Annotated in this window: 12 protein-coding genes; 10 read left to right on the top strand and 2 right to left on the bottom strand. The window is 33.8% G+C overall.

Annotated elements, in window-relative coordinates:
• The first annotated feature begins 127 nt into the window (after positions 1–127).
• From clpB to DMZ43_RS07585, 7 genes are all read left to right on the top strand, one after another.
• On the top strand, positions 128–2,737 hold the full coding sequence (gene clpB, locus DMZ43_RS07555) for an ATP-dependent chaperone ClpB (protein ID WP_131507099.1): 2,610 nt from the start codon (positions 128–130) through the stop codon (positions 2,735–2,737).
• Between the two features lie 137 nt (positions 2,738–2,874).
• Positions 2,875–3,741 (top strand): TraB/GumN family protein, encoded by an 867-nt coding sequence (locus DMZ43_RS07560; protein WP_131507101.1) that lies wholly within the window; start codon positions 2,875–2,877, stop codon positions 3,739–3,741.
• 244 nt (positions 3,742–3,985) lie between these two features.
• Entirely contained in the window at positions 3,986–4,648 is a 663-nt protein-coding gene (gene deoC, locus DMZ43_RS07565; protein WP_129760315.1) for a deoxyribose-phosphate aldolase, read from the top strand.
• Positions 4,649–4,738: 90 nt separating this feature from the next.
• Entirely contained in the window at positions 4,739–5,248 is a 510-nt protein-coding gene (locus tag DMZ43_RS07570; protein WP_131507103.1) for a phosphoglycerate mutase family protein, read from the top strand.
• Positions 5,249–5,296: 48 nt separating this feature from the next.
• Positions 5,297–5,755 (top strand): SsrA-binding protein SmpB, encoded by a 459-nt coding sequence (gene smpB, locus DMZ43_RS07575; RefSeq protein WP_129760317.1) that lies wholly within the window; start codon positions 5,297–5,299, stop codon positions 5,753–5,755.
• Between the two features lie 115 nt (positions 5,756–5,870).
• Complete coding sequence (locus tag DMZ43_RS07580) at positions 5,871–8,336, top strand: DUF5686 and carboxypeptidase regulatory-like domain-containing protein (protein WP_131507105.1); 2,466 nt, start codon at positions 5,871–5,873, stop codon at positions 8,334–8,336.
• 13 nt (positions 8,337–8,349) lie between these two features.
• Positions 8,350–8,877 (top strand): hypothetical protein, encoded by a 528-nt coding sequence (locus DMZ43_RS07585; protein WP_131507107.1) that lies wholly within the window; start codon positions 8,350–8,352, stop codon positions 8,875–8,877.
• Here the strand turns inward: DMZ43_RS07585 and DMZ43_RS07590 are convergent.
• On the bottom strand, positions 8,874–9,326 hold the full coding sequence (locus tag DMZ43_RS07590; RefSeq protein ID WP_131507109.1) for a hypothetical protein: 453 nt from the start codon (positions 9,324–9,326) through the stop codon (positions 8,874–8,876). The two genes, DMZ43_RS07585 and DMZ43_RS07590, sit on opposite strands and share 4 nt — an antisense overlap.
• Positions 9,327–9,337: 11 nt before the next feature.
• Positions 9,338–9,979 (bottom strand): protein-L-isoaspartate(D-aspartate) O-methyltransferase, encoded by a 642-nt coding sequence (locus DMZ43_RS07595; RefSeq protein WP_129760321.1) that lies wholly within the window; start codon positions 9,977–9,979, stop codon positions 9,338–9,340.
• 142 nt (positions 9,980–10,121) lie between these two features.
• Between DMZ43_RS07595 and DMZ43_RS07600 the strand changes: the two genes are divergently transcribed.
• The 3 genes from DMZ43_RS07600 (at position 10,122) to DMZ43_RS07610 (ending at position 13,397) form a co-directional block, all read left to right on the top strand.
• Positions 10,122–11,081 carry a Gfo/Idh/MocA family protein gene (locus DMZ43_RS07600; protein ID WP_131507111.1) on the top strand — a complete coding sequence of 320 codons (960 nt, stop codon included), beginning with the start codon at positions 10,122–10,124 and terminating at the stop codon, positions 11,079–11,081.
• A 76-nt stretch (positions 11,082–11,157) separates the two neighbouring features.
• A complete protein-coding gene (locus tag DMZ43_RS07605; RefSeq protein ID WP_131507112.1) occupies positions 11,158–12,045 on the top strand; it encodes a 3-hydroxyacyl-CoA dehydrogenase family protein in 888 nt (295 codons plus the stop codon).
• 113 nt (positions 12,046–12,158) lie between these two features.
• The gene (locus tag DMZ43_RS07610) at positions 12,159–13,397 is read left to right on the top strand and encodes a DUF1015 domain-containing protein (RefSeq protein WP_131507114.1); all 1,239 of its coding nucleotides are present in this window, start codon (positions 12,159–12,161) and stop codon (positions 13,395–13,397) included.
• The last annotated feature ends 15 nt before the right edge of the window (positions 13,398–13,412 follow it).

Consider the following 13,412-nt stretch of genomic DNA (forward strand, 5'->3'; position numbering starts at 1 on the left):
AATAACACAATTAGTCACTTCGAGTGATTTTTTAAAAAAATTGTATCGAGAAGTACATTAGGTCTCGATACTAAATTCTTAACAAAATTTCACTCGACCTGACAAAAGAAAGGAAAAATTTAAACACATGAACTTTAATAATTATACAATAAAATCACAAGAAGCGATACAGCAAGCGCAACAGCTTGCCCAAAGCTTACAACATCAACAAATAGAAAATGAGCATATTTTTAAAGCCATTACGCTTGTTGATGAAAACGTATTACCATTTATTTTAAAAAAACTAAATGTAAACGTTCAGACCCTACAACAGGTTTTAGATAAACAACTAGAAAGTTTACCTAAAGTATCTGGTGGTGACATTATGCTTTCTCGCGAAGCTGGAAAAAGCCTTAACGAGGCAGCAATTATTGCTAAAAAAATGAATGACGACTATGTGTCTGTTGAGCATCTTATTCTTGCTGTGTTTAAGTCAAACAGTAAGATTGCACAAATGCTAAAAGACCAAGGCGTTACTGAAAAAGACCTTGTAAAAGCCATTGATGAGCTACGTCAAGGTGATCGTGTAACGTCTCAAAGTCAAGAAGACACTTACAACTCGTTAAACAAATACGCTAAAAACCTAAACCAATTAGCCAAAGACGGAAAATTGGATCCTGTTATTGGTCGTGATGAAGAAATACGTAGAATTCTTCAAATTTTATCACGTCGTACCAAAAACAACCCAATTCTTGTTGGTGAACCAGGAACTGGTAAAACCGCTATCGCTGAAGGTTTAGCACATAGAATTGTAGATGGTGACATCCCAGAAAATCTAATTGACAAGCAAATATTTGCCTTGGACATGGGAGCACTTATTGCTGGCGCTAAATACAAAGGTGAGTTTGAAGAGCGATTAAAAGCGGTTGTAAAAGAAGTAACCACAAGCGAAGGTGACATTGTACTTTTTATTGACGAAATTCACACACTTGTTGGTGCTGGAAAAGGCGAAGGCGCTATGGATGCTGCCAACATTTTAAAACCTGCGTTAGCGCGTGGTGAGCTACGTGCTATTGGTGCCACAACGTTAGACGAATACCAAAAGTATTTTGAAAAAGACAAAGCTCTTGAAAGACGTTTTCAAAAAGTTATGGTTGATGAACCAGATACCGAAAGTGCTATTTCAATACTTCGTGGTATTAAAGAAAAGTACGAAACACATCATAAAGTACGTATTAAAGACGAAGCGATTATTGGTGCTGTTGAATTATCAGAGCGTTATATCACCAACCGTTTTCTTCCAGACAAGGCCATTGACCTAATGGATGAAGCTGCATCTAAACTACGTATGGAAATCAATTCAAAACCAGAAGAACTGGATGTTTTAGACAGAAAAATCATGCAGTTGGAAATTGAGATTGAAGCCATAAAACGTGAGAAAGACGAAGCAAAATTAAAGTCTTTACGTTCAGATTTAGCAAACCTAAAAGAAGAACGTAACGAAATTTACGCTAAGTGGAAAAGCGAAAAAGAAGTGGTTGACAATATCCAAAACACCAAACAGGCTATTGAAAACTACAAGCTAGAAGCTGAACGTGCCGAACGCGAAGGCGATTATGGTAAAGTAGCTGAAATTCGCTACGGAAAAATTAAGGAAGCCCAAGAATCGTTAGATAAACTTCAAAAAGAACTTCAAGAGAATCAATCTGGAAACTCGTTGATTAAGGAAGAAGTCACTTATGATGATATTGCCGAAGTGGTTGCAAAATGGACAGGAATTCCTGTTACCAAAATGCTACAAAGCGAGCGTGAAAAACTATTAAAGCTTGAAGACGAATTACACAAGCGCGTGGTTGGACAAGAAGAAGCCATTGCTGCTGTAAGTGATGCTGTAAGACGTAGTCGTGCAGGTTTACAAAATCCGCAAAAACCTATCGGAACCTTCTTGTTTTTAGGAACCACAGGTGTTGGTAAAACCGAATTGGCAAAAGCATTAGCAGAATATCTGTTTGATGATGAAAATGCGATGACGCGTATAGACATGAGCGAATACCAAGAGCGTCACGCAGTAAGCAGATTGGTTGGTGCGCCTCCAGGATATGTTGGTTATGACGAAGGCGGACAATTAACCGAAGCCGTAAGACGCAAACCGTATTCAGTAGTATTATTAGATGAAATTGAAAAAGCGCATCCAGATACCTTCAACATCTTGTTACAAGTACTTGACGAAGGACATCTAACAGACAACAAAGGACGTTTAGCAGATTTTAAAAATACGATAATCATTATGACTTCAAATATGGGAAGTCATGTGATACAAGAGCGTTTTGAAGCTACAAAAGATATTGATGCTGCTATGGAAGCTGCAAAAGTAGATGTATTAGCCTTATTAAAACAATCGGTAAGACCAGAGTTTTTAAACCGTATTGATGATACTATTATGTTTACGCCTTTAAGCAAGGAAAACATTACAGCTATTGTTGGTTTACAACTAAAAGGCATTACTAAAATGATTGCAAAACAAGGCATCACTTTTGACGCAACACCTGAAGCTGTTGAGTATTTAGCTGAAAAAGGTTATAATCCAGAATATGGTGCAAGACCTGTAAAACGCGTGATACAAAAAGAAGTATTAAACGAGTTAAGTAAAGAAATACTATCTGGAAAAGTATCTACAGACAGTATTATTTTACTAGATGCTTTTGATGATAAATTAGTATTTAGAAACCAAGGCGATTTAGTTTCAGAAGAATACTAAACACTGTAACAAATGTAGTTTTAAAACGTCTTTATATTGGTTGGTTAGTGAAAGCAGCACAAGTCTTTAATTAGAGGAGTGTTGCTTTTTTTTGTAACATTTTTAAGCATCTATACACTAATTAAAAAAACACAATTATGAGACACTTTACTTTTCTTTTACTGTTTGCGGTTAGTTTATTTTCAACAACTAGTACTGCTCAAACCCTTGAAAAATCTTTACTTTGGGAAATTTCTGGAAACGGATTAGAACAACCATCTTATCTGTATGGAACCATTCACATGACCTGTGATGCTTCTTTAGATGCTAATATCAAAAAAGCCTTAGACGACACATCACTCCTAGTTTTAGAAGTAGATATGGATGATCCTTCTATGGCAATGAAAATGGCAAACGATATATATATGAAAGATGGTAAAACCCTTAAGGATTTAGTGAGTGCTGAAGACTACACAATTCTTAGTGACTTTTTAAAAACACAAACAGGAATGCCTGCTGAAATGATTGGTAACATCAAACCGTTTTTTATTACAGCTATGATGTATCCAAAACTTTTAGACTGTGCAGCTGTACAATCGTTTGAAAACGAACTTATGAAAATAGCTCACGAACAAGAAGAAGAAGTTTTGGGTCTAGAAACTGTAGAAGAACAAATGGCAGTTTTTGATCAAATTCCTTATAAAGACCAAGCACAGGACTTATTACGTTCAGCTAAAGACAATATGAGTTTTGATAAAGCTGCTTTTCAAAAAATGATGGAGATTTATGTTGAAAAAGATATTGAAGGACTTGCTAAACTTATGGAAGAAGATGTTAATCTCACCAATACTAAACACAAAGATGTCATTTTAGACAACAGAAACAAAAACTGGATTGCTAAAATAGAAGACTTCGCTAAACAGCAACCTACCTTTTTTGGTGTTGGTGCAGGACATTTACCTGGAGAAAATGGAGTGATAAAATTATTACAGAAAAAAGGCTATACAGTAAAACCTATAATGTAAAAAAAACAACATTCTCATTATCAATATAAAACCTCTTTCATAGAGGTTTTTTTATTGAAAACATTAGGAAACTTTAACGTCAACACAATAAAACTTTAGGTTTTCGCATTAAAATATATAAGATTATTTTACTAAATTTGAATTGCTATTAGTCCTCAAATTACATAAACTGTATTATTAACCTTTACTCACAGGTTCCCTCATGATTATGAAGAACTGTGAATAATACTATTAACCTACATCCATGAAGATCAATAAATATATTGACCACACTTTATTAAAATCCGATACCACAGAAAGGGATATTATCGACTTATGCAATGAAGCCAAGGAGCATCAGTTTTATTCTGTATGTATTAATAGCAGCTATGTAGCATTAGCAAAACAATTACTAGAACGAAGCAGTGTAAAGATTTGCTCTGTTATTGGGTTTCCTCTTGGAGCAATGAGTACCGAAGCTAAAGTATTTGAAGCTAAAGACGCGATTGAAAAAGGAGCTGATGAAATTGATATGGTAATTAATATTGGTTACCTAAAAAGCAAAAACTATGTTGCGGTATTTAAAGACATAAGCGATGTTAAACTTGCTATTGGAAGAACACCTTTAAAAGTAATTATAGAAATTAGCGAACTTTCAAAAAATGAGATTATTAAAGCCAGTGAAATTTGCTTAGATGCTAAAGTAGATTTTATTAAAACCTCTTCTGGTTTTACAAAAAGTGGAGCTACACTTACTGCTGTAAAAATCATAAAAAAGACTGTACGCGATAATGCTAAAATTAAAGCCTCTGGTGGCATTAGAGATTACGAAACTGCAAAAAAATATATTGATGTAGGTGCTGATAGAATTGGCACATCCGCTGGAGTTGATATTATTAATGGCTCCTTAGCAACTGCCAACTACTAGCAGCTACAAATCAAAACTTTAACATATATTTATTATAGCGAATGATGATTACCCTCTATTTTTGGTAATCATCATTTGTTTTTATTTAGTATGAAATATGTTTTACTCCTAGTATTCACTTTTGGTTTAATACCAATGGTAAATGCTCAAGATTCTTCCCCTTCTGAAATTACAACCTACTATTTTATTAGACATGCAGAAAAAGACACTAGCGACTCTAGTAATAGAAATCCGCATTTAACCAAAGAAGGACAATCAAGAGCTGTAAAATGGAGTACTGTACTTTCCAATATCAAATTAGATGCAGTATACTCTACCAACTACCACAGAACAATAGAAACCGCACAACCCTCTGCTTCAAAACACAATTTAGAGATTACAACCTACGATCCTTTTAAAATGGATAAAAAAGCTTTTATCGAAAACACCAAAGGCAAAACCGTATTGGTTGTAGGACACAGCAATACAACACCTGTGTTTGCAAACACAATTATTGGTGAAGAGGTTTACAAGCAACTAGACGAAAGCAATTACACATCATTATTCATTATAACGGTTACAAATGGTGTTGCTTCACATCAATTATTAACCATAGAGTAAGCTTAGTTTCTTTTGGTAAATGCAAAAAAAGCGTAGCTTTGTGCTCCTATGCAAAAACCAGTAAACATAAAAAACAAAAGAGCGAAGTTTGAGTATGAAATTCTTGATACTTACACTGCTGGTATTGTATTAACTGGTACCGAAATAAAATCTATTAGAGATAGTAAAGCGTCTATTGCAGAAAGTTTTTGCGAATTTAATGACAAAGGCGAACTTTTTGTTATTAACATGACCATACAAGAGTATGTGTATGGCAACTACTACAACCATAAACCTAAGGCTGAACGCAAATTATTACTCAACAAAAGAGAGCTTAAAAAACTAGAACGCGAAGTAAATGTAAAAGGAAACACTATTGTTCCTTTACGAGTATTTATTACCGAAAAAGGCTTAGCTAAAGTAGAAATTGCTTTAGGAAAAGGTAAAAAACTATACGACAAACGCGATACGATTAAAGACAGAGACAATAAGCGAAATCTTGATAGAATTAAGAAAATTTATAAGTAATTTAGGATAGTTTAACAATTACAGCTAAAAATTATAGCTATGTTTGGTGTTCTTAAGGCAACCTTTTTATAAAAAAGTGCGTCTATTATTATAGAAACCATCAATCAACAACCTAATGAAACAAAAATTACTTCTTGCCCTTTGCCTTTTTACCACTTACATCTCATTCGCTCAAATACAAGGTACAGTTACCGATAAAAACAACAAAGCGTTACCTTTTGTAAACATCTACATTGAAAACACTTACACAGGAACCACCAGTAATACCGAAGGTTACTATGAGCTAAACCTGACCAAAACAGGAACTCATACTGTTGTTTTTCAGTTTTTAGGCTATAAAACTTTAAAAAAGAAGGTTGACATCAGCAGTTTTCCTTACAATTTAGACGCAGTACTAATTGATGAGGAAATAACACTTAACGAAGTGGTTATTAATTCCGAAGAAAATCCTGCCAATAAAATTATTAGGCAAGCAATTGCTAAACGAAAAGAAAACCTTGAAAAAATACAAAGCTATAAAGCCGATTTTTACTCACGTGGATTAATTAGAATTAAAAACGCTCCTGAAAAAATACTAGGACAGGAAATTGGTGATCTTGGTGGTGGACTCGATTCTACAAGAAGTGGTGTTATTTACCTTTCAGAAACGGTTTCAAAGCTAGAATTTTTAAGACCTAACAGGTTAAAAGAAAAAATAATAGCTTCAAAAGTTAGTGGAGACGATAATGGTTTTAGCTTTAACAATGCTATTGATGTAGATTTTGAAATTTACGACAACACTATTGAACTTGGTAATCAAATTGTTTCTCCTATTGCAAACAACGCTTTTGGGTACTACAATTACAAGCTAGAAGGTGTGTTTTATGATGACAAAGGCAATCTCATTAATAAAATTAAAGCGACACCAAAACGAGACAACGACCCAGTGTTTTCAGGGTTTATCTATATTGTTGAAGACCAATGGACGGTTTATGGTATTGAATTGGATATTACAGGTATTCAGGCAAAAATTCCTGCTGCTGACAAAATAACCATCACTCAAAACTACTCCTACTCTCAAAACTATGCTATTTGGGCAAAAATTTCTCAGGTTATTGATTTTCAATATGGTTTATTTGGGATAAAAGGAGATGGTCGTTTTACTGCGGTTTACAGCAATTACAGTTTTAATACAGATTTAACCCAAAAAGATTTTGGCAGAGAAATAGTCTCTTTTGAAGACGAAGCCAATAAAAAAGATTCTACCTACTGGAAAACGCTAAGACCAGTTCCGCTTACTGACGAAGAAGTTTTAGACTATCAAAAGAAAGACAGCATTCAAGTGGTTAGAGACTCCAAAACCTACAAAGACTCAGTAGATGCTGTAAACAACAAGTTTAAATTAGGTGATATTCTTTCAGGTTATAATTATTCAAACACTTATGAAAACTGGAGTGCTGGTATCACTTCGCCAATATCAAAAATAAGTTTTAATACTGTTCAAGGTTGGAATGCAAATGTTGGTGGTTATTTCAGAAAAAACTATGATGACTATAAAAGATATTTAAGCATAAACGGAAATCTAAACTATGGTTTTAGTGACGACAGATTAAGAGGAACGCTTAGCGCAACTTACAAGTTTAATGATGTTAGCAGACCATTTTTATCGGTTTCTGGAGGAGTTGTTGTACAGCAATTCAATTCTAGCGAACCTATTTCTAATCTGCTCAATTCAGCATATTCGCTATTAGCAGAAAAGAACTACATGAAACTGTATGACTTAAGCTATGTTAATGTAGCCTTTTCTGACGAAGTTTTTAATGGACTAAGACTTAACGCAAGCCTAAGCTACCAAAGACGAAAAGCATTGTTTAACACTACAGACCAAGCTTGGTATCCACAAGATGACAGAGATTACACTAGTAATAACCCAATAGATCCAACAGCTTATGGCGTTGCTCCTTTTGAAACACACAACATTATAAAAGCGAGTCTAGATGCAAGAATAAACTTTGACCAAGACTACTTAAGTTATCCTGATAGTAAATACAATATCCCAAACAGAAAGTTCCCAACGCTTTACTTAGGGTATGAAAAAGGGTTTTCGGCTTCAGTAGATGATTACAATTTTGACCAAGTAAAAGCAAGACTTACCCAAAGCTTTAATATTGCTGATAAAGGCCTATTTCAATACAACATAAAAGCAGGTAAATTCTTTAATGCTGATGATATTGCGTTTATGGATTACCAACACTTTAATGGTAACCAAACCCATATTGGACAAGGTTCGTACTTAAATGTTTTTAATAACTTGCCTTACTATACTGCAAGTACAAACGACTCGTACTTAGAAATGCATGCTGAACACGATTTTAATGGGTTTATCCTTGGGAAGATTCCGTTATTAAACAAGCTTAATTTCAATTTAATAATTGGTGCACACAACCTTGCAACACCAGACAACAAACCTTATCAAGAATATACCATTGGTATAGACAATATTGGTTTTGGGAAGTTTAGATTTTTACGACTGGATTATTTACGTTCCTACCAAAGCGGATTTCAAAGTGATGCCATTTTGTTTGGTCTCAAGTTTTTTTAATTACTTTTGAAGTATGAATAAATTTTGCACCATTTTGTTTGTGTTGATAGCGTTTTCAACACAAGCACAAGACATCGCTACAGTTCCTGATTATACTCAAAATGTGAAATCGCTAGACTCTATTGTTACGACCTTATACAAGGTTATTTCAGGCGAAAAAGAAGAAGAGCGCAATTGGGATCTTTTTAAATATTTATTTAAACCTGAAGCTAAACTTATAGCATCTACAAAGCCTAAAGACAGTATTTACAGAGTACGCTATATGTCGCCTCAAGACTATATAAAGTCATCAGCAAAATGGTTGGTTGAAAATGGTTTTATTGAAAAGGAAATTCATAGAAAAACCGAAACCTTTGGCAACATTACTCATGTTTTTAGCACTTATGAAGCCTATCATAGCAAGTTAGACAGCAAACCGTTTATGAGAGGTATTAATAGTATACAGTTGCTTTACGACGGAAAACGTTGGTGGATTATTAATTTATATTGGGCAAAAGAAACTGCTAAAAATCCTATACCTAGTATGTATTTACAAGATTAATGTTTTTTTATTCTTTTCAGTTTTTTTCTTTGCAGGAATAAGTCGGAAAAATCAATCCATTCTTCTTCCCTATATTCATATTTAATTAATTTTATTTTGTTCCGTTTTATTTTATAAAAATATGTAGTGTTTGCTGGAAATTGACTATCCATATTTTCTTTTGAAATCAATATTAGAGTGTCATTTTTTGTTTTCCAAGTTCCGATTTGCTCTTTACTCTTAATTTGATGTAAGACATAAGTATAAACTCTATGATAAGTACTGTCATCATAAATAACTAAACTATCTAATTCAGATTCTGTCCATTTAATTCCATTTGGCGCTAATAATTTTTTTCTTTCTTTTTCAAATTTATATTCAGAAACAATTTTTTTTTCATCACTATTTTTTTGTCCAAAAATCGAATTGGATAAAATTCCAATAATTAATATGACAAATGCTTTTTTCAAATGTTAGCTAACTAGTTTTTATCTTCAAGCATTGGCACAAACCTAAACTCACCAAACTCTCTTTGCTCAAAGTCTTTTGGTCCTTTTCTAACAAACAAGGTCATAGTTTGCACATCCTCTCCTACAGGAATCACCAAACGACCACCAATTTTTAATTGACCCAATAAGGCTTTAGGTACCATTGGTGCTCCAGCAGTAACAATAATACTGTCAAAAGGAGCTTCTTCTTTTAAACCCTTATAACCATCGCCAAAAATTAATTTTTTAGGTCTGTAACCTAGTTTTGGTAAAAACTTGCTAGTAATTTTAAACAACTCTAATTGGCGTTCAATACTATACACAGTAGCTCCTAACAAACATAACACAGCAGTTTGGTAGCCACTTCCTGTGCCTATTTCAAGTATTTTGTGTCCTTTTTCTACTTGTAGTAATTCGGTTTGAAAAGCTACAGTATAGGGTTGCGAAATAGTTTGGTTTGCAGCAATTGGGAATGCTTTATCCTGATAGGCATGGTCTAAAAAACCAGAATCCATAAATAAATGTCTTGGTATTTTTCCAATAGCCTTTAAAACGTTGTCGTTTGTAATACCTTTTTCTTTAATGGTATTAACCAATTGTTGTCGTAATCCTTGATGCTTAAATGTATCTTTCAATGTATGGCAGGTTTTCGTTGCTAAGGTAATTCAAACCCAAAAAAGTTCAAAGTCTAAAAGTTGAAGTTTAACCATTTTTTCTAATTTCTAATCTAGAATTTCTAAAACTAAAATCTTATTTTTGTTAAAAACGTAAAAAACAATGCTAAAAGCAGGTGTACTTGGTGCTGGTCACTTAGGTAAAATTCATTTAAGACTTCTCAAACAATCTGAAAAATATGACCTTGTAGGGTTTTATGATGCTGATGAAGCCAACGCAAAAAAGGTAGAAGCTGAGTTTGGTTATAAATATTTTAATTCTATTGACGCGCTTATTGATGCGGTTGATATGGTAGATATTGTTACACCAACTCTTTCGCATTATGATTGTGCAAAAAAAGCAATAGCTAAAGGCAAACATATATTTATTGAAAAGCCTATTACCAATACTGTAGAAGAAGCTGAACATATAAGAGAGTTGTTAGCGCAACACGATATTCGCGGACAAGTTGGACATGTGGAGCGCTTTAATCCAGCGTTTACAGCTATTAAAGACAAGCTGGAAAACCCAATGTTTATTGAAACACATCGTTTGGCGGAGTTTAATCCTAGAGGAACTGATGTTCCTGTGGTATTGGACTTAATGATTCATGATATTGATATTATTTTAAGCGTCGTAAAATCTAAAGTTAAAGCTATTTCAGCAAGTGGAGTTTCGGTAATTAGTGACACTCCAGATATTGCCAATGCAAGAATAGAGTTTGAAAACGGTTGTGTTGCAAACCTAACCGCAAGTAGAATATCGCTTAAAAACATGCGTAAAACACGCTTTTTCCAAAAAGACGCTTACATTTCAGTGGACTTTTTAGAAAAAAAATGTGAGGTCGTAAAAATGAAAGATGCACCTGAAACTCCAGGTGATTTTGATATGATTCTTCAAAATGCTGAAGGCATCAAAAAACAAATCTATTTTGACAATCCTGAAGTTGCCAATAATAATGCTATACTAGACGAACTAGAAACGTTTGCTCATGCTATCACTACCAATACAACACCAGTTGTAACCTTACACGATGGTACTGAAGCCTTACGTATAGCTACAATGATTATTGAGCAGTTTTAAATGGAACTCTTAATTATTTTAAACTAACAGATAACAAATACTTCTGCTTTCGCAGGAACAAAAATTAATTTTATTTATGAAAAATGTCGCTGTCATAGGAGCTGGAACCATGGGAAATGGTATTGCACATACTTTTGCTCAAAGTGGTTTTAAAGTAAACTTAATAGACATTAGTGAAGCTTCACTTAAAAGAGGAATGGATACCATCTCTAAAAACTTAGACCGAATGGTAGTTAAAGAAAAAATTACCGAAGCTCAAAAAGAAGAAACTCTAGGCAATATTTCAACATTTACAAACATTACTGATGGTGTTAAAGACACGAGCTTAGTGGTTGAAGCTGCTACCGAAAATGTAGATTTAAAACTTAATATTTTTAAGCAACTAGACGAAGCTTGTCCTAAAGACACTATTTTAGCAACAAACACATCATCAATTTCCATAACGCAAATAGCTGCTGTAACCTCAAGACCAGAGCAAGTAATTGGTATGCACTTTATGAATCCTGTACCAATTATGAAATTGGTTGAGATTATTAGAGGTTATAACACAAGTGATGATGTTACCAATACTATTATGGAACTTTCAAAAACCTTAGGAAAAGTTCCTGTTGAGGTTAACGATTATCCTGGTTTTGTGGCTAATCGCATTTTAATGCCAATGATAAACGAATCTATTGAAACGCTTTACAACGGAGTTGCTGGTGTAACCGAAATAGATACTGTAATGAAATTAGGAATGGCACATCCTATGGGACCACTTCAATTAGCTGATTTTATTGGTTTAGACGTGTGTTTATCTATTTTAAACGTCATGTATGATGGATTTAAAAACCCAAAATACGCACCTTGTCCATTACTTGTAAACATGGTACAAGCAGGAAAATTAGGCGTGAAATCTGGTGAAGGGTTTTATGATTATTCAGAAAGCAGAAAAGCTGAAACCGTTGCGAAGCAGTTTGCATAACAAAACAACATTATATAGTATTGCGAAACTTACAAAACTAAGTTTCGCAATCTTTTCATAACAACACACTTAATTTAATAACAAATGAAATTCCTGCTTTCGCAGGAAGTACTATGGCAAAAATAATCCCTTTTAAAGCTGTTCGTCCTACAAGAGACAAAGTGAGTTTGGTGGCATCTCGCTCTTACCAAACCTATACACAAGCTGAAAGGGAAGCACGATTGGATTATAATCCGTTTTCATTTTTACATATTGTAAATCCAGGGTATAAATACGACAGGGAAATTTCTGGAATTGAACGCTATAAACTGGTGAAAAATCGCTATTTAGAGTTTAAGGAAGATAACATTTTTGTACAAGACCAAACCAATTGTTTTTACGTTTACAAAATTGTAAATCGAGAAGGTCAGGTTTTTAATGGTATTGTAGCTGCGGCAAGTGCTGAAGATTACGAAAACAATGTGATAAGAAAGCACGAAGACACTATTGTTCACAGAGAGCATGTGTTTAAAGACTATTTAAAAACGGTTGGCTTTAATGCAGAACCTGTACTCCTCACCTATCCTGATAATAGTACAATTCAAAACCTAATTTCAAACATACAGCAACAACGCGCTGAGTTTGAATTTACAACAACATACAGAGACACACATTATCTTTGGATGATTGACAACCAAGACACTATCAACACCATTCAAGAGGAGTTTAAAAACATGTCCACAGTGTATATTGCTGATGGTCATCATAGGTCTGCATCATCTTATTTGCTGTATAAAGATTTAAAAGAAAACAGTACAAACCACAATGGTTCTGAAACTTATAATTATTTTATGAGTTACCTGATTCCTGAATCTGAATTGCAAATTCATGAATTTAACAGAGTTGTAAAAGACCTTAACGGATTAACCAAAGAGGAGTTTTTAATTCAGTTAGATGCTATTTACCGAATTGAAAACAGAGGCATTATGCCATACAAACCATCAAAAAAACATCATTTCAGCATGTATCTAGATGGTGAGTTCTACTCACTGTATCTTAGAAAATCACTTTATGATTTTAAAACGTCGTTAGATGCTCTTGATACTCAAATTTTATATAAAACCATTCTACAGCCTATTTTAGGGATTGACGATTTACGTAACGACTCTAGAATTACCTATATCAACGGAAAAAAAGATATTGTTAATTTAAAGAGCTGTATTGACAATGGTGAATTTGCTGTTGGTTTTGGTATGATTCCTGTGGATATTGAAGACATGAAGCAAATTGCTGACGACGGACTTAAAATGCCACCAAAAAGCACGTTTATAGAACCCAAAATACGTAGTGGTGTAACTATTTATGAGTTTTAAAACCATTTTATAAAA

This window comes from Meridianimaribacter sp. CL38, from assembly GCF_004328055.1.
GTDB classification, from domain to species: domain Bacteria; phylum Bacteroidota; class Bacteroidia; order Flavobacteriales; family Flavobacteriaceae; genus Gaetbulibacter_B; species Gaetbulibacter_B jejuensis.

Bases quoted from the DNA above. Each gene is read 5' to 3' on its own strand.
- clpB (WP_131507099.1), top strand. From the start codon at position 128: ATGAACTTTAATAATTATACAATAAAATCACAAGAAGCGATACAGCAA.
- DMZ43_RS07560 (WP_131507101.1), top strand. From the start codon at position 2,875: ATGAGACACTTTACTTTTCTTTTACTGTTTGCGGTTAGTTTATTTTCA.
- deoC (WP_129760315.1), top strand. From the start codon at position 3,986: ATGAAGATCAATAAATATATTGACCACACTTTATTAAAATCCGATACC.
- DMZ43_RS07570 (WP_131507103.1), top strand. From the start codon at position 4,739: ATGAAATATGTTTTACTCCTAGTATTCACTTTTGGTTTAATACCAATG.
- smpB (WP_129760317.1), top strand. From the start codon at position 5,297: ATGCAAAAACCAGTAAACATAAAAAACAAAAGAGCGAAGTTTGAGTAT.
- DMZ43_RS07580 (WP_131507105.1), top strand. From the start codon at position 5,871: ATGAAACAAAAATTACTTCTTGCCCTTTGCCTTTTTACCACTTACATC.
- DMZ43_RS07585 (WP_131507107.1), top strand. From the start codon at position 8,350: ATGAATAAATTTTGCACCATTTTGTTTGTGTTGATAGCGTTTTCAACA.
- DMZ43_RS07600 (WP_131507111.1), top strand. From the start codon at position 10,122: ATGCTAAAAGCAGGTGTACTTGGTGCTGGTCACTTAGGTAAAATTCAT.
- DMZ43_RS07605 (WP_131507112.1), top strand. From the start codon at position 11,158: ATGAAAAATGTCGCTGTCATAGGAGCTGGAACCATGGGAAATGGTATT.
- DMZ43_RS07610 (WP_131507114.1), top strand. From the start codon at position 12,159: ATGGCAAAAATAATCCCTTTTAAAGCTGTTCGTCCTACAAGAGACAAA.